Here is a 17,670-nt window from a genome sequence, read left to right as displayed (position 1 = left end):
CCGGACGACCCGGGATCAGTAACCACAGAGGGGACCTGATGCGAGCGGCGAACGCCCCCGGTGACCCCCGCGGTGACGTCCCCCCACAGGACCGAACCATGGACGACGGCCGCCCCCCGGCCGAGCCCGGCCCCGCCGAAGCGGAGGGCGCGGCGGACGACGCCGCGTTCAGCGCCGGCGGGCTCTCCGAGCGCGACCGCCGGATCCTCGCCTTCGAACGGCAGTGGTGGAAGTACGCCGGCGCCAAGGAGCAGGCCATCCGCGAGACGTTCGACATGTCGGCCACGCGGTACTACCAGCTCCTGAACATCCTGATCGACCGGCCCGAGGCGCTGGAGTGCGACCCGATGCTCGTCAAGCGCCTGCGCCGGATGCGGACACAGCGGCAACGAGGCCGTGCCGCGCGGCGGCTCGGCATCCGGCCCTGACCTGGCCACCATTGGTCACGTGAACTCTCCCCGCTCTTTGACGGCCGCAGGCGCCGAAGGACTTGACGCCATCCGCGACGACCCGGCCGGGGCCGTGCTCGGCTTCGACTTCGACGGCACCCTGGCGCCGATCGTCCCCGACCCCGCCTCGGCGAGGGCCCATCCGGACGCCGCGCCGGCCCTGGCCCGGCTGGCCCCGCTGGTCGGCTCGCTGCTGATCGTGACCGGACGTCCCGCCGCCGTGGCCGTCGAGTACGGCGGCTTCGAGGGCATCGACGGGCTCGTCGTGCTCGGGCAGTACGGGCTCGAACGCTGGGACTCCGGCACGCTGACCGTGCCGGAGCCGCCGCCCGGCGTCGCCGAGGCCCGCGCGAAGCTGCCCGGCGTCCTCGCCGCCGCCGGCGCCCCGCCCGAGACGTTCGTCGAGGACAAGGGGCAGGCGCTCGCCGTCCACACCCGCCGGTGCGCCGAACCGCAGGTCGCGCTGGACCGGTTGCGCAGCATCCTCGCCGCGCTCGCCGAGCGGACCGGGCTGTCGGTGGAGCCGGGGCGGTACGTCCTCGAACTGCGCCCGCCCGGCATGGACAAGGGCAAGGCGCTGCGCGCGTACGTCGACGACCGCGGGACGCGCCCCTCCGCCCTGCTGTTCGCCGGGGACGACCTCGGCGACCTCGCCGCGTTCGACGCCGTCGACGCGCTGCGCGCCGAGGGCGTGCCCGGCGTGCTGGTGTGCAGCGGCTCGACCGAGGTCACCGCGCTCGCCGACCGGGCGGACCTGGTGGTCGACGGGCCCGCCGGCGTGGTCGACCTCATCGGCTCGCTCGCCGACTCCCTCTCCTGACTCACTCCAACGGCCTCCGGCGTCGCCCGGGGCGCCGGAGCGCGGAGTAATTGTCCGTCAGGTGACAAGACTCCCGGCTCGACTTGTCGCATCTCGCGAGACTCCGGGGGCCGGTGTGGCAGCGGAAGGCGATTAGGTCAAAATGTGGTGAATTGTGGGGAGTGTGGTTCGCGGGGAAGCCGCACGAGGGACATCGGGAGGCGAGACGGTGGACACGGAACCGGGACTTCCGCGCCGTCCAGGCGAGATCAGGCACACGCCCTCCCAGGGCATCCCGAGGGCCACGCCCAGAGAGGGGACGCCGGGCCGCCCGCCCGGCGCCCACGTCCCGCCCGGCGTGCACGTCCCGCCCGGCGTGCACGTTCCGCCCGGCGTGCACGTTCCGCCGGGGCCTCCCATCCCGCCGGACGCCCCCACGCGTCCGATCGTCCACACCGCGCCGGCCGCGCAGGCGCCGCCGCGCGTCTGGGGCACGCCCCCGCCGTCGCCCCCGCTGCCGCCGCCGTCGCCTCCCGAGCCGCCGCGGTCGCGCGCGGAGCCGCCGCTCGGCGGGTCGGAGTGGGCCGCCGTGCCCGAGGCGCAGGACGCCTACTCCGAACCCGAGGAGCGGTCGTCGGCGACGGGGCCGATGGGCGTCCGCGAGACCAGCGGCGTCCAGGTGCGGCTCGGGCCTCGCGAGCGCGAGCGCGAGCGCCGGGAGCGGCGGCGGAAGGGACGCCGAAGCGGACTGGTCGCGGCGGGCGTGCTCGTCCTGGCCGGGCTGGTCACGGCCGGGGTCGTGCTGACGCCCGGCTCCGGCGACGAGGGCGCGACCGAGGCGGCCCCGGCCGCGGGCGAGCGGGCGCCGGGCGGCGCCGCCAAGCTGCCGCCCGCGGGCGCGCCCCTCACGATCGGCACCGCCGACGGCTCCCGGTACAGGATCGCCGCGGTGACGTCCGGGATCAGCGACGGCGTGGGGACGGCGTCCCGGTCCACGCCGCCGTCCGGGACGGCGTTCCCCTACATCGAGTACATCCTCGCCAACCCGAGCGGCGAGAAGGTCCTGCTCGACTTCCCCGGCGACGTGTTCGTCCGGCGCGACCTCGTCACGCCGGCGGCGCGGGGGCGCTGCATGCCGCAGGCCGGCGTCCCCGAGGGCCTGTGCACGCCGCCGACCGACAGCCAGGTCGTGCGGCGGCTCGCGGGCGGCGCGCTGGTCGCGGGGGAGGGCGGCGACAAGTACCTTCCGCCGGGCTCGGCGTACCTGGTCCGCGCGACGGTGGGCGTCCCGGTCGACCGCCGCGTCAGGCGTTCGGACATGGCCCTGTACGTGTGGAAGCAGCTGTACATGGCCGACCGGCTCGCCAGGGAGGCGCCGTTTCCGAAGGGAAAATGAAACCGCCGTGACCTGGGCGGCCACGGCGGTTCCGGTCGGTGCTCCCTGAGGTTCACTCGGCTTCGGGGTCGTCGGCGAGGATCCCGTACAGGCGGCGGCGGGCGTCGTTGACGACGTCCAGCGCGCGCGCCTTCTGCGCCTCGCTGCCCACGGACATCACCTGCTGGAGGGCGCCCATCAGCTGGCCGACGGCCTCGCGCCCGCGCAGGACGTTCTCGCCGGCGGCCTCGGTGACCTCGTCCCAGGGGGCGGCGGTCTGCGCCGACGCCTCCTCCCGGCCGGAGTCGGTGAGGGAGAACAGCCGCTTGCCGCCCTGCTCCTCGCTGCTGACCAGGCCCTCGTCCTCCAGCATCTGGAGGGTCGGGTAGACCGAGCCGGGGCTCGGCCGCCAGACGCCGCCGGTGCGGCCGTCCAGTTCCTGGATCATCTCGTAGCCGTGCATCGCCCGCTCGGCGAGCAGGGCGAGCAGTGCCGCCCGGACGTTGCCGCGCCGGGTGCGCCGCCCGCGGCCACCGCGTCCGCGATGGCCGGGACCGAAGCCCGGACCGAAGCCGGGTCCTCCCGGGCCGCCGGACCCCCACGGGCCGAACGGGTCGCCGCGGCGACCCCGCTCCTCCGGTCGCCTGAAGCCGCCGCGCCTTCTCATCGTGTGCTCGTGCATCGCAGTCTCCTTCGTTGTTGATCGGTTGCGATGCCTCAACGATATATCGCTAACATGTCGCGATGCAACATTGTGACGCGAATCACTGCGGAGTGCGCCCGCGCCGAACGGAACGAGGCGCGGAGCGGGGGGCCGCTCCGCGCCTCGATGCGCGGGTCTTCGTGGTACCGGTCCGAGCCCCGGGTCAGGGGCCGGTGACCTTCAGGTTGTCGAGGATGTCCTTGGTGGCGTCGCGGCCGTCGGTCTCCTTGACCCGGATCCACAGGCCGAACTTGCCGGACTTGTCCTTGAGGCCGACCTCGGTGACCGACGGCGTGCCGGTCTTGCAGGCGGTGAAGCGGGTGATCGTCCCGCTGAGGGCGCCGTCCGGCGTGGTGTAGTTCTCCGGCGCGGCCTTCGTGCACTGCGGGTGGACGGCGGCGCGCGGCGGCGGGAGCTGGTTCGCACCGAGGTCGGTGGTCACGCCGACGAACACGCCGGGGCCCTTGCCGTTGCCGAGGAACGCGGCCTTGTCCGGCGTCGCGCGCAGCACCGGGCGCGGCTGGCCGTCGGCGAGGCCGACGGCGGACGGCGTCCACGTCGGCTCCTGCCCCTGAACCGGCCACGCCTTCGGGACCGCGGTCCTGATCTTGCCCGAGCCGTCGGCGGCCGCGACGAAGTCCTTCGGGACCGCCGGCTTCTTGTCCTTGCCGTCCTTGCCGCCGTCGTCGCCGCCGGAGAACATCATGCCGAGCGTCAGGCCGCCGATCACCGCGACCACCAGCACGACCGCCGTGATGATCAGCGGCGTGACGAACTTCTTCGGGGCTCCGCCGCCGCGCGGCCCGCCCTGCCCGCCGCCCTGGACCGGCCCCTGCGGCGGAGGCTGGAAACCGGTCGGCGGCGGCCCGTAGGGCTGCTGGCCGCCCGGGCCCATCTGCTGCATCGGCCCGCCCTGCGGGGCCCCGCCCTGCGGCGACTGGGCCGGGAACGCGGTCGTCTTGTCGTCCGGCCCCTGCGGCTGGTTCTGCGGCGGCGCCTGCGGCTGGCCCTGTGGCGGCGGACCTTGGTAGGCGATCGTCGGGTTGTTGTCGTTGTCGGGTGATGTGGGCGCCTCCACCTGGGTGAAGGGTGTGGAGCGCCCGCTGGGCCGGTCGACGACCGTCACCTCTTCGGACGGCGTACTGGGCGGGACGCGTATCTCGGACGTGTGGAGGTCGTCCTCGCCGGGCCGGTCGAACCGCGTGTGCATGCCGGGCTGCGCGCTCTGGCCCGCCGCCGCGGCGGGCTGCGCGGGGTTGGGCTGCGCGGGAGTGGGCTGCGCGGGCCCGGGCTGCTGCACGGGAGGGGGCTGCTGCTGGACCTGGACGCCCTCGCGGTAGAAGTCCTGGACGGTCGCGTCGGCGTCGATCTGCGGCTCGGGCGGCGGGGGCGCCGTCTGGGCGGGCGCCGGCGCGGCCTGCGCGGAGGTGGGCCGCAGCGTGGACAGCGCCTCCGCGAACGCCTCGGCGGTCGGCCACCGCTTCTCCCGCTCGACCTCCAGCGCCCGCAGGACCACCTGGTCGAACGCGGGGGGCAGGCCCTCGCGCAGCTCGCTCGGCGCCTTCTTGACCGGCGCCGGGCCCGGGGCCCGCCCGGTGAGCATGTGGTAGGTCAGGGCGCCGAGGCCGTACACGTCCGCGCGGATGTCGAGCCCGCCGCCGAACCGCGCCTGCTCGGGCGACATGTACCCGGGCGTGCCGACCGGAAGGGTGAAGGCGCCGGACGCGTGCGCGAGCGCCTTGGCGAGGCCGAGGTCGGCGATGAGCAGTTTCTCGCCGCCGTCCGGCGTCGACTGGAACAGCACGTTGGACGGCTTCAGGTCGCGGTGGATGACGCCCAGCGTGTTGATCACCTCGACGCCGTAGGCGATCTGCTCGGCGAGCGCCACCGCCTCGCTGACCGGAAGTGGCCGCTCGCGCATGCGATCGCCGAGCGTTCCGCGGTCGGCGTACGACATCACGAAGTAGGGGCGCCCGTCCGGGAGCTCGCCGATGTCGTGGACGCGGACGAGTCGCTCGGAGTCGGCGCGGCGCAGGATCCGGGCTTCCTCGAGGAACCTGTTGCGCACGTCCAGATCGTCGATCAGGCTGCCGTTCAGGACCTTTATGGCGACCTGGGACTCGAGGGCGTCGTCGTGCCCCAGCCATACAGAGGCGAACGCCCCCGACCCCAGGACGCGATCGATCCGGTAACGGCCTACTGATGGTGGGAAAGACACTCCCGTATCATCCCAACAACGGGGTGAGCGCGCGAACGAGCAATGAGGCGGCATGGCATTCGACGAGAGGACCGAGGAGTTGGCGGTCAAGGCCGCGCAGGGCGACCAGGGCGCCCTCAACGAGCTCCTCCGCAAGATCGAGCCGGACGTGCTGCGGCACAGCTCCCGGTTCCTGCCCTGCCGACAGGACGCCGAGGAGGCGTGCCAGGACGCGCTGCTCCAGGTCGCCCGGAACATCCACCGGTTCGAGGGCCGGTCGCGTTTCAGCACCTGGCTGCACGTCGTCGTCGCCAACTCCGCCCGCTCCACCTACCGTTCGCTGAAGCGGCGTTCGGTCGAGCAGGCGGGCGAGCTTCCCCAGCAGCGTCCCGACCCGCGCCGGACGAGCGTCATCGCGGGTTCCCGGGTCGACATCCTCGACGCCATGGAGGACCTGGAGGCCCGCAAGCCCGACCTCATCCAGGCCCTGGTGCTGCGGGACGTCTCGCAGCTGGAGTACGCGGAGATCGCCGAGCAGCTCAAGCTCCCGCTCGGCACGGTGAAGTCCCGCATCCACGAGGCGCGCAAGCAGGTGAGGCAGACGCTCGGCGAGTCCTACACCTGACCGCCGGTCAAGGGTGGGTCATCGGACCGTAACAGTGGGTGCAGAAGCCGGGTTCTGAACTGGGCTTCTGCACCAGCATGCGGTGCATGCCACCAGGACCGGCCCTCCGCCGCGATCGTCCGATCTTCATCTTCGGCTGTCCTCGCTCGGGCACGACGCTGCTGCGCCTGATGCTCCACTCGCACGCCCGCATCGCGATCCCGGCGGAGACCCGGTTCGTCCTGCCCGCCTATGCGGCGAGGTGCGACTACGGTGACCTCCGGGACAGCAAGAACAGGCGGATGCTCGCGGAGTGGATCGTCGGAGAACGCGCCACCAAGGTGCGGGCGCTCGGCATGGACGCCGACGGGCTCGTGGAGGAGATCGCCGACGGGCCTCCGACGCTCGGCTCGGCGGTCGGCATCGTCTTCCGCGCCTACGCCCGCCTGCACGGCAAACCGCGCTGGGGCGACAAGCGCCCGAGCTACTCCCAGCACGTCGGCACGCTGTTGCGGATGTTTCCCGACGCCCAGTTCGTCCATCTTGTCCGGGACGGCCGGGACTGCGTCGCGTCGCTGATGGAGATGCCCTGGTTCGACGCCGACATCCACCACGCCGTCTCCGCCTGGCGGGAGACGATCGACCGCGGCCGCCGGCTCGCCGAGCGCCTCGGCCCCGACTCCTACTACGAGCTGCAGTACGAGCGGCTCGTCGCCGACCCCGCCGACGAGCTGACCCGGCTCTGCGGCTTCCTCGGCGAGGACTTCGACCCCGAGATGACCCACCCGGAGGGGCTGGCGAAGCGGATCGTCCCGTCCACCAGGAAGTGGCAAGGCCGGACCCGCGACGCCGTCACGACCGACCGCGTCGGATCATGGGCGGAGCGCCTCGACGCGTGGGAGATCAGCCTGGCCGAGGCCGCGTTCGGCGAGCGGCTCGCCGAGTACGGCTACGAGCCGAGCGGCCTGCCGAAGCCGTCCGCGGCCCTGCTCGCCCGCTTCACCCGCACCGCCGCCCACCGGCGCATGGCGCAGAGCAAGGCCGCGCTGCGCGAGCGGTGGAGGCAGCACCACGAGCCGAACCCCGTCGAGTGCCTCCTCACCGCCGAGCAGTCCGCCGGCAGCGCCCCCTGACCGGACCCGCGGCGTGTTGCCCTGACGCCCGCAGAGCAGCACGCCGCTCCCTTTACGCGGGGAGCTAGTCCAGCGCGGCGAGCTGGTCGGCGAACCAGCGCTGCGGGGGCAGGGCGGTCGCGGCGTCGGCGAGGCGGGCGCAGCGTTCGGCCCGCCGGGCGCGCGGCATCAGCAGGGCCTGGCGCAGGGCCTCGGCCGTCTGCGAGACGTCGTAGGGATTGACCACCAGCGCGTCCTCGGACAGCTCCGCCGCCGCGCCCGCCTCTCGCGACAGCACGAGCGCGCAGCCGTGCCGCGACAGGACGGGCCCCTCCTTGGCGACCAGGTTCATCCCGTCCCGGATCGGGTTGACGAGCAGGACGTCGGCCAGGCCGTAGGCGGCGAGGGAACGCGGGTAGTCGTCGTTCACCTGGAGGATCAGCGGGTCCCAGTCGGCGGTGCCGAACTCGTCGGTGATCTGCCCGGCCATGCGCTGGACGGCCGCGGTGTACTCCCGGTACTCGGGCAGGTCGTAGCGGGACGGGTAGGCGAACGCGAGGTGCACGACGCGTCCGCGCCACTCGGGATGGTTGACGAGCATCTCCCGGTACGCGGCGAGCCCGCGCACGATGTTCTTGGACAGCTCCGTCCGGTCGATCCGCACGATGAGCCGGCGGTCGCCCACCTGCTCGCGCAGCGCGCGGGCCCTCTCGACGACGTCCGGTTCGGCGGCGCGCCTGCGCAGCGCCGCCCCGTCCACGCCGAGACCGTGCACACCCACGCGCGTGGTGTGGCCCGAGCAGGAGACGGTGCGGGCCACGCGGTCGACGCGCGCGCCCGGCAGCAGCTCGCAGCAGTCGAGGAAGGCCGACGCCCACCGCTCCGTGAGGAAGCCGGCGTGGTCGGCGCCCAGGATGCCGAGAAGGACCTGCGCGCCGATGTCGTCCGGGAGCAGCCGGAAGTACTCCGGCGGCGCCCAGGGCGTGTGGGAGAAGTGCACGATCTTCAGGTCGGGGCGCCGGTCGCGCAGCATCCGCGGAGCCAGCGACAGGTGGTAGTCCTGGATCGCCGCCTTCGCGCCCTGGGCGGCGTCGCGTGCGAGGGCGTCCGCGAAGGCCGCGTTGTACGCCTCGTAGGACTGCCAGTCCCGCCGGGCGCGGGCGTCGAAGTGCGGGCTGCGCGGCGTGTCGTACAACAGGTGGTGGACGAACCACAGCGTCGAGTTGGCGACGCCGTTGTAGGCGCGGTCGAACGTGGCCGCCGGGATGTCGAGCATGCGCACCGCCGCCCCGCCGGTCTCGTACCCGGCGAGGTCGAGGCGGCCGTCCGGGGAACGGCGCGACGCCGTGCGGTCGGCCTCGCCGAGGCTCGCGCACACCCAGAGCACGTCCGCTCCCGTCGAGGACGGCTCCCGCGCCGTCTCGGCCGGACGCGGCGGGCCGGGGTCGCGCGGGGCGCCCGTCACGGCGGCGAGGCCCGACACGAGACCGCCGCCCCCGCGCCGCATGGTGAGCCCGCCGTCGTCCGACAGCGAGAACGACACCGGACCCCGGTTCGAGGCCACCAGCACTTGGCTCATACGGGAAGGGTCTCAGTTGCGGCCGAGGCGCATCAAAGTGACCCGCGAGGTGGCCGGCATCGCCCGCCCTTGTGTCCGTTCCGCCCGATTAGTCATCCGCCCAGGGGGTATCCGGCGGCAATGAGCAAGTCCGAGACGACGAAAACCGTGCTCGTCGCCGGTGCCGCGAACCTCATCCTCGCGATCACGAAGCTGTTCGCCGGCCTGCTGGCCGGGTCCAGCGCCATGCTCGCGGAGAGCGCGCACTCGGTGGCGGACACCCTCAATCAGGGCTTCCTCTACACCTCGCTCCGGCGCAGCGAGCGGCCCCCCGACCGGCGCCACCCCTTCGGATACGGCAACGAGCGGTACGTGTGGTCGCTGCTCGCCGCGTTCGGCATCTTCGTGGCCGGCGCCGGATTCTCGATCTTCGAGGGCATCCTGACCATGACCGGTCACGGCGGCGGCGGGACGACGGTGTGGCTCGCCTACGCCGTCCTCGGCCTCGGCGCGGTGCTGGAGGGGACGTCCTGGATCCGCGCCTTCTACCAGGCCAAGAAGGAGACGCGCGACAGCGACCGCGACCTGGTCGAGCATGTCCGCAAGTCGCCCGACGTGACGTTCAAGACCGCGCTGTTCGAGGACACCGCGGCGATGATCGGCCTCGCGCTCGCCGCCGGCGGCCTCGCGATGCGCCAGATCACCGGGTCGGAGTTCTGGGACGGGCTCGCGTCCGTCCTCATCGGGATCCTCCTGGTCGTCCTCGCCTTCTCGATCGGCAGGGAGAGCATGGGCCTGCTCATCGGCCAGGCGGCCGACCCCGCCGAGCAGCGCGAGATCCGCGCCGAGATCTGCGGCGCGCCCGGCGTGACCGGCGTGGACGAACTGCTCACCATGCACTTCGGCCCCGAGCAGATCCTCGTCGCCGCGAAGGTGCACTTCTCCGACGACATCAGCGCCGACGAGGCCGAGGACGTCGCCGGCGAGATCGACCGGCGGCTCCGCGAGCGCGTCCCGACCGTCCGGCACGTGTTCCTCGACCCGACCCAACGGGTGATCAAGACACCCGCCGGGTAACGTCTCAATCGCTGGACCCGCCTGTCTGGCATCCGGTCAGTTCATGTAAAGTCACGCATACGAGTTCAAAGCTCGTAGATCGACAACTTCATAACGCTCATCCAGAGGGGTGGAGGGACCGGCCCTGCGAAGCCCCGGCAACCACCTGGCTGCGGCGCGTCGCGATCCTGCGAGGCCGGCCGGGAGATGGTGCCAACTCCGGCCTGCGACCAAGGTGGCGCAGGGAAGATGGGGAGAAAGGCCTCGCCCTCATGGCACTCACGCCTGCCACAGACCTCGGACCGGCTACCGCTCTCGTCTGCCGCGAATGCGGCTCGTCCCGCGACCTCGGGCCCTACTACGCCTGTGAAGAGTGTTTCGGCCCCCTGGAGATCGCCTACGACTTCGACGGCGTCACCCGGGAGTCCATCGAGTCCGGACCGCGCAACATCTGGCGCTACCGCGGGCTGCTGCCCGTCCCGTCCAACGTCGCCGACACCCCGAACACCGAGCCGGGCCTGACCCGCCTCGTCCGCGCCGACAACCTCGCGGAGAGCCTCGGCCTGCAGAGCCTGTGGGTGAAGGACGACAGCGGCAACCCGACCCACTCGTTCAAGGACCGCGTCGTGGCCGTGGCGCTCGCCGCCGCCCGCGAGCTGGGGTTCAAGGTGCTGGCCTGCCCGTCCACCGGGAACCTCGCCAACGCCGTCGCCGCCGCGGCGGCCCGCGCCGGGATCCGCAGCGCGGTGTTCGTCCCGTCGAACCTGGAGTCCCAGAAGATCATCACGACGGCCGTGTACGGCGGGACGTTCGTGACGGTCGACGGCAACTACGACGACGTCAACCGGCTCGCGTCCGAGATCGCGGGCGAGCAGGACGACTGGGCGTTCGTCAACGTCAACGTCCGCCCCTACTACGCCGAGGGCTCCAAGACGCTCGGCTACGAGATCGCCGAGCAGCTCGGCTGGCGGCTGCCCGACCAGGTCGTCGTGCCGGTCGCGTCCGGCTCCCAGCTGACCAAGATCGACAAGGCGTTCCAGGAGCTCATCAAGCTGGGCCTGGTGGAGGAGAAGCCGTACCGCGTCTTCGGCGCCCAGGCCTCCGGGTGCGACCCGGTCGCCGCCGCGTTCAAGGCGGGCCACGACGTCGTCCGCCCGGTGAAGCCCGACACGATCGCCAAGTCCCTCGCCATCGGCAACCCGGCCGACGGCCCCTACGTCCTGGACGTGGCCCGCCGCACCGGCGGCGCCGTCGAGGACGTCACCGACGAGCAGGTCGTCGAGGGGATCCGGCTCCTGGCCCGCACCGAGGGGATCTTCGGTGAGACGGCCGGCGGCGTCACCGTCGCGACCCTGCGCAAGCTCATCGAGGCCGGTGCCCTCGACCCGGGCGCCGAGACCGTGATCATCAACTCCGGGGACGGCCTGAAGACCCTGGACGCCGTCGCCCCGGTCGTCGCGCCGTCGGCGAACATCGCCCCGTCCCTGGAGGCGTTCCGCGCCGCGGGCCTCGCCTGAGAACGAAGGAGCAGCATGAGCAGCGTGTCCGTCCGTATCCCGACGATCCTGCGGACCTACACCGGTGGCGAGTCCGAGGTGAAGGCCGAGGGCGCGACCCTGCGCGCGGTCGTCGCCGACCTCGAGGCCAGCTACTCCGGCATCTCCGCCCGCATCCTGGACGACGCGGGCAAGATCCGCCGTTTCGTGAACGTCTACGTCGGGGACGAGGACGTCCGTTTCGCCGAGGGACTCGACACCCCGACGCCCGAGGGCGCCCAGATCTCCATCATCCCCGCGGTGGCGGGCGGCTGACGTCCGTCTCGTCCGCGAGGCCCCGGCACGTCCACCGTGCCGGGGCTTTTCCTTTCACATCTGGCCGATTCCCCCTTCTCCGGAACGCGATTGCCCGGTGGATGCTGGATTGGGCAACTGTTCCTCCCGTCCGGCCAAACGCGCATGGAACAAGTTTTAGCGAGCGCCAGTTTCACGGCTTTGATCTTGATCACCGCCTCTCCGTCACTTGGGTTTCTCGCTGGCCGCGTCCTGGAAGATTGAACCCGGAGTGGCGCTCCCTGGGGCGCCGAACGGCATACGAGAGTGAGGAAAGGCATGAAGCGCATTTTGCGCACGATGGCCGTGACCGGCATAACGATGGGAGCGGCCGTCCTCGCGGCTCCCTCGGCCATGGCCGACATCAACTTCTACGCGGTGGAGAAGGCGTACGTGGGGCACAACGGCCCCACGTACATCAGTGAGAAGGGTCCGGGCGACCTGATCTACACCGACATCACCAAGTCGCCCAAGGCCGCGCCGGTGATCGGGAACAAGCCGGTGAAGACCGGTGACATCACCACGAAGCTCCACGGCGGGAAGCACAACACGGCCGTCACCGGCGTCGAGGGCTCCGAGCAGGAGGCCACCAAGGTCGCGCTCGCCAAGGCGGCCGAGCACCAGGCCGCCGAGCAGCAGGCGGCTCCTCAGCAGGCCGCCCCGCAGCAGGAGTCGCTGCAGGCCGCGCCGGAGCAGGGCGCCGAGCAGGCCGCTCCGCAGCAGAACGCCGAGCAGGCCGCTCCGCAGCAGGAGGCGCAGCAGGCGGCTCCGCAGCAGGGCGAGCAGCAGGCCGCCCCGCAGCAGAACGCCGAGCAGGCCGCTCCGCAGCAGGACGCGCAGCAGGCCGCTCAGCAGCAGGGCGAGCAGCAGGCGGCTCCGCAGCAGGAGGCGGAGCAGGCGGCTCCGCAGCAGGACGCGCAGCAGGCCGCGCCGGAGCAGGGCGAGCAGCAGGCGGCTCCGCAGCAGGAGGCCCAGCAGGCCGCGCCGGAGCAGCAGGCCGACGCCAACGCTCCGCAGGCCGGACAGCGGCTGGCCACCACGGGGGGCCGCCCCGGGCCGGTGCACGTCCACGCGGCCGAGAAGGCGATCGTCGGCCAGAACGGCGACGTCGCCAACATCGAGAACGGCTCGGGCGACGCGATCTTCACGAACCTCAGCGGATCGCCCCGCTCGAACGTCTACGCCGGCAACAGCGCGACGATGACCGGGCCCATCACCAGCCACATCCACGGCGGGAAGCACAACACCGTGATCAACGCGGTCGAGGGCCCCGAGCAGGAGTCCACCAAGCGGTGAACCGCGGTTCCTAGCAGGACACCGAAGCACCACGGCCGCTCCGGCCCGGTCACCATCGACGCCGGAGCGGCCGCCCAATGTCCGGACCCGTTTGCGGCGGCCCTTTGCCCGGGACTGAAAGAACATCCTCACCATTCGCCATACTCCATGAAAGCGGCCCTAACGGGCCGTGGTGATTCCCGGTGCACCGGGCCGCCGCAAACGTCGTCGCACCGACAGAACCGGCACCAACGGTCCGTGACGAAAAAATCCGCGGAAAAACAGCGGCACAGGCCGCCGCCGGTGCAATGGCACGCGGAACGGGTGGCCGCGACGGCACCCCCTCTCAGGCGAGGTGCCGGTCCGCGCGGCGCGCTGCGGTCGCCGGGTCGAGCAGCCGCAGGGTCAGCCCGGGGAAGCCCGGTAGGGGACTCGATCTCGTCGAAGCCGGCGGCGCCGTCGGAGTGGCGGATGGCGCGACCGAGGGTGATCTCGCCCGTGCGCGCAGCCGGACGGCCGGCGTCTGAACGACCGGCGCTCCCCGCGCTCGGGCGGCACCTGCTCAAGGCAGAACGAAAGCGTTACGGGGAGGTGAGCCGCGCATGGCGAGGCGATGGTTCGGCTGCTCTTCGGACGGACGCCTCCTGCCGGTCGGCAGCGCTGACGTGACCCTCCGGCGCAGGTCAGAGCGCTTCCGAGCGGGTCGGCGCGACGCGTGCGGCGGTGATGTGTGGCGCTTGCACTCGACAGGGTAGAGTGCTAAACAAGCATTGGCACTCTGATGTGGAGAGTGACAACTTCACACAGTCATGGGTCGGGGCGATGAGGCCTCAGGCCGGCGGCGGAATGGAAGTCGTCGGCGGGGCCGTCCGTCGCGGGCGTCGGCTCGATCCGTCTAAGCCACCTTGTTCCGGGAGGACTGGAGCCTATGGCTGCAAAGATGATCGCGTTCGACGAGGAGGCCCGCCGCGGTCTCGAGCGCGGCATGAACCAGCTCGCCGACGCCGTGAAGGTGACCCTTGGTCCCAAGGGCCGCAACGTCGTGCTGGAGAAGAAGTGGGGCGCTCCCACGATCACCAACGACGGTGTGTCGATCGCCAAGGAGATCGAGCTCGAGGACCCGTGGGAGAAGATCGGCGCGGAGCTCGTCAAGGAAGTAGCGAAGAAGACCGACGACGTCGCGGGTGACGGCACCACCACCGCCACCGTGCTGGCCCAGGCGCTGGTGCGCGAGGGTCTGCGCAACGTGGCCGCCGGCGCGAACCCGATGTCGCTCAAGCGCGGCATCGAGGCCGCCGTCGAGCGGGTGAGCGAGGAGCTGTCCAAGCTCGCCAAGGACGTGGAGACCAAGGAGCAGATCGCCTCCACGGCGTCCATCTCCGCGGGCGACCCGCAGATCGGCGAGATGATCGCCGAGGCGATGGACAAGGTCGGCAAGGAAGGCGTCATCACGGTCGAGGAGAGCCAGACCTTCGGTCTGGAGCTCGAGCTGACCGAGGGGATGCGCTTCGACAAGGGCTACATCTCGCACTACTTCGTGACCGACCCCGAGCGGATGGAGGCGGTCCTCGAGGACCCGTACATCCTGATCGTTCAGGGCAAGGCGTCGGCCAACAAGGACCTGCTGCCCGTCCTCGAGGGCGTCATGCAGTCCGGCAAGCCGCTGCTGATCATCGCGGAGGACGTCGAGGGCGAGGCCCTGGCCACCCTGGTCGTCAACAAGATCCGCGGCATCTTCAAGTCCGTGGCCGTGAAGGCGCCGGGCTTCGGCGACCGCCGCAAGGCCATGCTGGGCGACATCGCCACGCTGACCGGCGGCCAGGTCATCAGCGAGGACGTGGGTCTCAAGCTGGAGAACACCACGACCGAGATGCTGGGCCGCGCCCGCAAGGTCGTCATCACCAAGGACGAGACCACCATCGTGGACGGCGCCGGTGACGCCAACGAGATCGCGGGCCGGGTCAACCAGATCCGCACCGAGATCGACAACACCGACTCCGACTACGACCGCGAGAAGCTCCAGGAGCGCCTGGCCAAGCTCGCGGGCGGTGTCGCGGTCATCAAGGCCGGCGCCGCGACGGAGGTCGAGCTCAAGGAGCGCAAGCACCGCATCGAGGACGCCGTCCGCAACGCGAAGGCCGCGGTCGAGGAGGGCATCGTCCCCGGTGGCGGCGTGGCGCTGCTGCAGGCCGGCACCAAGGCGTTCGACAAGCTGGAGCTGGCGGGCGACGAGGCCACCGGTGCGAACATCGTCAAGCGCGCTCTCGAGGAGCCGCTGAAGCAGATCGCCGTCAACGCCGGCCTCGAGGGCGGCGTCGTGGTGGAGCGGGTCCGCAACCTGACCCCGGGCGAGGGCCTGAACGCCGCCACCGGCGAGTACGTCAACATGTTCGAGTCGGGGATCCTCGACCCGGCCAAGGTGACCCGGTCCGCGCTGCAGAACGCCTCGTCGATCGCCGCGCTGTTCCTCACCACCGAGGCCGTCATCGCCGAGAAGCCCGAGAAGAACCCGGCCCCGGCGGGCGGCATGCCCGACGCCGGCGGCATGGACTTCTGAGCGAGTCCGCGGTTCGCACTTCCGAGTGCATGTGAAAGGGGCGGTTCCTTCGGGAACCGCCCCTTTCCGCGTCCGCGAGGGCCGGTGCGGGTCGAAGCCCTGGTTCGGGCAGGACGACGCTCTGTGGAAGCTCGTAGGGCGCCGGAGATGTCCGTGGGGATGCTCAGGGGACGCCGGGCCGAAAGAAGAATGTTTCTCGGACGGGCACCCCGGGCCACGGCGGTGCAGGTCAGTGAGCCGGGCGCGGGCGCGGCGATTCCGCCGTGCGGAGACGGGCGCGCAAAGTGCTTCCCCTGCGGGCCCGGCGCTTGGCAGGATCGCCGGTTGGAGGGCGTGCCGCCGAGGACGCGGGCGCAGGCGAAGTGAACAGTGAGGCGGTCGCCGATGCGGCCGACGAGGCAGGAGAACACGTGAGCGAAGTGTTCAGCTCCCCGGTGCTCAGGGTCGAACAGCCTCGCAGGGGACCGTTGGCCAAGTCGCGGTACAAGGTGCTGGACGAAGGCGGGACCGTCCTCGCCATCGCGGCGCCGACCGACGACAAGGGCAACGCCGCGGTCATGCGCGGCCTGTTCCCCGGCAAGTCGAACCTCGACGCCCGAGCCGTCCTGCTGACGACGCCCGACGGCGACCCCCTGTACGTCGTGGACAAGCAGAGCGGCCGGGAGTACACCGAGATCCTCCGGCCGGACGGAGAGCGCGTCGGCTCCTTCGTCACCGAGAGGGTCGGCCGCCGCTACGTCGTCTACGACGACGACGGGACGCTCATCGGCACGGTCGAGGTCGACGTGCCGCGCAACAACTTCGAGGTGAAGGACGCCGACGGCGGCAAGGTGGCGCACGTCCGCAAGAAGTGGGCGGGCCTCGCCACCCACCTGCTCACGACCGCCGACAAGTACGCGGTGGAGATCGCCGACCCCGTCCGGGAACCGCTGCGGACGATGGCGGTCATGACGGCCATCGTCATGGACATGAACCTGCACGAGGCCAAAGAGATCACCTGACGGACCGGAGGCCGCGCCCACGGAGGGGTTCCCGGCTCCCGCCAGGCGAGGTACGTTCCGGTCGTGCAGGCCATGTCCGGGCGCCCGAACGGCTGGCGGATCTCGCCGGCGATTCCGACGATCGCGAACTGCGCGCTGGCCGTCCTCTGGCTCTTCTCGGCCCTCGGCGGCTGGGGCGACGCCGCCTTCTGCGGTGAGGACGAGGGCCGCGACCTGGAATGCGCGGCCGGATTCGAGGACGCCGTGCGGATCTCGGCGCCCGTGGCGGTCGCCGCCGCGGCCGTCGCCGTCACGGCGTGGTCGATGCCGGCCGTCCGGCGCAGGCCCTGGCGGCTGGACGTGACCCTCACCGTCACGGCCTTCGCCTGGGTGATCGCCGAAGGTGTGCTGTTCGTCGGCGGATACCTGGCCAAGCCCTGAGGCGCGCCGAACGGTCGGCGTTGCCGAAATGAAACCTCGCCCGCGTGAATGGGATGTTCGAGCGGTTCAAACAGGGTGGATCCGGACGAAACCCGAGGTAGGTCGCGTGCTGGAGCGGCTCAGAGCGCGCCGCGCGCGCGAGTCCGCGCCATTGGGGCGTGCGAGCTGGTTTGACGTCCCCTCCGCTTGGGCATACTGTTCACTTCGCCCCACGGGAGTGCGGGACGCCTGACGGCGGCCGGCCCGGGGGAACCATCCTCGATCAGCTGACGCGACTTCGTCGCGCCCGCATCGTCGGGATGGGTCGGAAAAGGATCGATTTGACAATCGGGCCGGATCTGATGAAATAGCAACACCGCCGGGAAGGAACCGCGCAAGCGGATTCGGAATGGCGTATCGGAAAAGCCCGGAATTGACAGTCCGAGCGGATCTGATAAAGTAAGAACAAGTCGCCCCGGGGCGGGAAACGCGAAAGCGGGTCCGGTACGGTGGGTGTCCGTTTCTTGAGAACTCAACAGCGTGTTAAAAGCCAGTGCCTTTATCGGCCCGGTCTGTTTCGGCCGGGTCGCCCCGTGCCATCTCTTCGGGGATGGTGGGGATTTCTTTGAGGCAATGCCATCCCGTTGGGGATGGTGATGCCGGGATTGTTTCCTGAGGTTTGGCTGGTCGGGGTTCGCCCCCTGGCTGGTCGTTGGACCTTGATGGAGAGTTTGATCCTGGCTCAGGACGAACGCT

At 71.4% G+C, this 17,670-nt stretch carries 15 protein-coding genes and 1 riboswitch; of the genes, 12 read left to right on the top strand and 3 right to left on the bottom strand.

Features of this window, described 5'->3' with window-relative positions; translation table 11 throughout:
* Positions 1–98: 98 nt before the first annotated feature.
* The 3 genes from ABWI04_RS03045 (at position 99) to ABWI04_RS03035 (ending at position 2,644) form a co-directional block, all read left to right on the top strand.
* Positions 99–428 (top strand): DUF3263 domain-containing protein, encoded by a 330-nt coding sequence (locus tag ABWI04_RS03045; protein ID WP_353831322.1) that lies wholly within the window; start codon positions 99–101, stop codon positions 426–428.
* Positions 429–447: 19 nt separating this feature from the next.
* Entirely contained in the window at positions 448–1,269 is an 822-nt protein-coding gene (gene otsB, locus ABWI04_RS03040) for a trehalose-phosphatase (protein ID WP_345173094.1), read from the top strand.
* A gap of 208 nt (positions 1,270–1,477) precedes the next feature.
* Positions 1,478–2,644 carry a hypothetical protein gene (locus ABWI04_RS03035; RefSeq protein WP_353831321.1) on the top strand — a complete coding sequence of 389 codons (1,167 nt, stop codon included), beginning with the start codon at positions 1,478–1,480 and terminating at the stop codon, positions 2,642–2,644.
* A gap of 52 nt (positions 2,645–2,696) precedes the next feature.
* On the opposite strand, the gene ABWI04_RS03030 is transcribed toward ABWI04_RS03035, so the two are convergent.
* Complete coding sequence (locus ABWI04_RS03030; RefSeq protein WP_345173098.1) at positions 2,697–3,305, bottom strand: PadR family transcriptional regulator; 609 nt, start codon at positions 3,303–3,305, stop codon at positions 2,697–2,699.
* 184 nt (positions 3,306–3,489) lie between these two features.
* Positions 3,490–5,544, bottom strand: a complete 2,055-nt coding sequence (locus ABWI04_RS03025; RefSeq protein ID WP_345173100.1) for a serine/threonine-protein kinase — start codon at positions 5,542–5,544, stop codon at positions 3,490–3,492.
* 52 nt (positions 5,545–5,596) lie between these two features.
* Here ABWI04_RS03025 and ABWI04_RS03020 point away from each other — a divergent pair, with 52 nt between their 5' ends.
* Entirely contained in the window at positions 5,597–6,148 is a 552-nt protein-coding gene (locus tag ABWI04_RS03020) for an RNA polymerase sigma factor (protein WP_089313869.1), read from the top strand.
* A gap of 86 nt (positions 6,149–6,234) precedes the next feature.
* Positions 6,235–7,260 (top strand): sulfotransferase family protein, encoded by a 1,026-nt coding sequence (locus ABWI04_RS03015; protein WP_345173102.1) that lies wholly within the window; start codon positions 6,235–6,237, stop codon positions 7,258–7,260.
* 64 nt (positions 7,261–7,324) lie between these two features.
* Here ABWI04_RS03015 and ABWI04_RS03010 read toward each other — a convergent pair whose 3' ends face one another.
* On the bottom strand, positions 7,325–8,818 hold the full coding sequence (locus ABWI04_RS03010) for an alpha,alpha-trehalose-phosphate synthase (UDP-forming) (protein ID WP_345173103.1): 1,494 nt from the start codon (positions 8,816–8,818) through the stop codon (positions 7,325–7,327).
* Between the two features lie 120 nt (positions 8,819–8,938).
* On the opposite strand from ABWI04_RS03010, the gene ABWI04_RS03005 reads away from it, so the two are divergent.
* From ABWI04_RS03005 to ABWI04_RS02975, 7 genes are all read left to right on the top strand, one after another.
* Entirely contained in the window at positions 8,939–9,874 is a 936-nt protein-coding gene (locus ABWI04_RS03005) for a cation diffusion facilitator family transporter (RefSeq protein WP_345173105.1), read from the top strand.
* 94 nt (positions 9,875–9,968) lie between these two features.
* Positions 9,969–10,109, top strand: a riboswitch (SAM riboswitch).
* A 16-nt stretch (positions 10,110–10,125) separates the two neighbouring features.
* Complete coding sequence (thrC, locus tag ABWI04_RS03000) at positions 10,126–11,370, top strand: threonine synthase (protein ID WP_345173106.1); 1,245 nt, start codon at positions 10,126–10,128, stop codon at positions 11,368–11,370.
* 15 nt (positions 11,371–11,385) lie between these two features.
* A complete protein-coding gene (locus ABWI04_RS02995) occupies positions 11,386–11,664 on the top strand; it encodes a MoaD/ThiS family protein (RefSeq protein ID WP_149262935.1) in 279 nt (92 codons plus the stop codon).
* A gap of 297 nt (positions 11,665–11,961) precedes the next feature.
* Positions 11,962–12,978 (top strand): hypothetical protein, encoded by a 1,017-nt coding sequence (locus ABWI04_RS02990; RefSeq protein ID WP_353831320.1) that lies wholly within the window; start codon positions 11,962–11,964, stop codon positions 12,976–12,978.
* 907 nt (positions 12,979–13,885) lie between these two features.
* Complete coding sequence (gene groL, locus ABWI04_RS02985; protein ID WP_185031769.1) at positions 13,886–15,514, top strand: chaperonin GroEL; 1,629 nt, start codon at positions 13,886–13,888, stop codon at positions 15,512–15,514.
* A gap of 410 nt (positions 15,515–15,924) precedes the next feature.
* Positions 15,925–16,515, top strand: a complete 591-nt coding sequence (locus tag ABWI04_RS02980; protein WP_345173111.1) for a phospholipid scramblase-related protein — start codon at positions 15,925–15,927, stop codon at positions 16,513–16,515.
* Positions 16,516–16,578: 63 nt separating this feature from the next.
* Positions 16,579–16,935 (top strand): hypothetical protein, encoded by a 357-nt coding sequence (locus ABWI04_RS02975; RefSeq protein ID WP_353831319.1) that lies wholly within the window; start codon positions 16,579–16,581, stop codon positions 16,933–16,935.
* The last annotated feature ends 735 nt before the right edge of the window (positions 16,936–17,670 follow it).

It is taken from the genome of Actinomadura sp. NPDC000929 (genome assembly GCF_040492065.1).
Lineage (GTDB): Bacteria > Actinomycetota > Actinomycetes > Streptosporangiales > Streptosporangiaceae > Spirillospora > Spirillospora verrucosospora.
This window is presented reverse-complemented; position numbering and strand designations above follow the sequence as displayed.

Coding starts and splice junctions, on each gene's coding strand:
- ABWI04_RS03045 (WP_353831322.1), top strand. CDS start 99: ATGGACGACGGCCGCCCCCCGGCCGAGCCCGGCCCCGCCGAAGCGGAG.
- ABWI04_RS03030 (WP_345173098.1), bottom strand. CDS start 3,305: ATGCACGAGCACACGATGAGAAGGCGCGGCGGCTTCAGGCGACCGGAG.
- ABWI04_RS03020 (WP_089313869.1), top strand. CDS start 5,597: ATGGCATTCGACGAGAGGACCGAGGAGTTGGCGGTCAAGGCCGCGCAG.
- ABWI04_RS03015 (WP_345173102.1), top strand. CDS start 6,235: ATGCCACCAGGACCGGCCCTCCGCCGCGATCGTCCGATCTTCATCTTC.
- ABWI04_RS03010 (WP_345173103.1), bottom strand. CDS start 8,818: ATGAGCCAAGTGCTGGTGGCCTCGAACCGGGGTCCGGTGTCGTTCTCG.
- ABWI04_RS03005 (WP_345173105.1), top strand. CDS start 8,939: ATGAGCAAGTCCGAGACGACGAAAACCGTGCTCGTCGCCGGTGCCGCG.
- thrC (WP_345173106.1), top strand. CDS start 10,126: ATGGCACTCACGCCTGCCACAGACCTCGGACCGGCTACCGCTCTCGTC.
- ABWI04_RS02995 (WP_149262935.1), top strand. CDS start 11,386: ATGAGCAGCGTGTCCGTCCGTATCCCGACGATCCTGCGGACCTACACC.
- ABWI04_RS02990 (WP_353831320.1), top strand. CDS start 11,962: ATGAAGCGCATTTTGCGCACGATGGCCGTGACCGGCATAACGATGGGA.
- groL (WP_185031769.1), top strand. CDS start 13,886: ATGGCTGCAAAGATGATCGCGTTCGACGAGGAGGCCCGCCGCGGTCTC.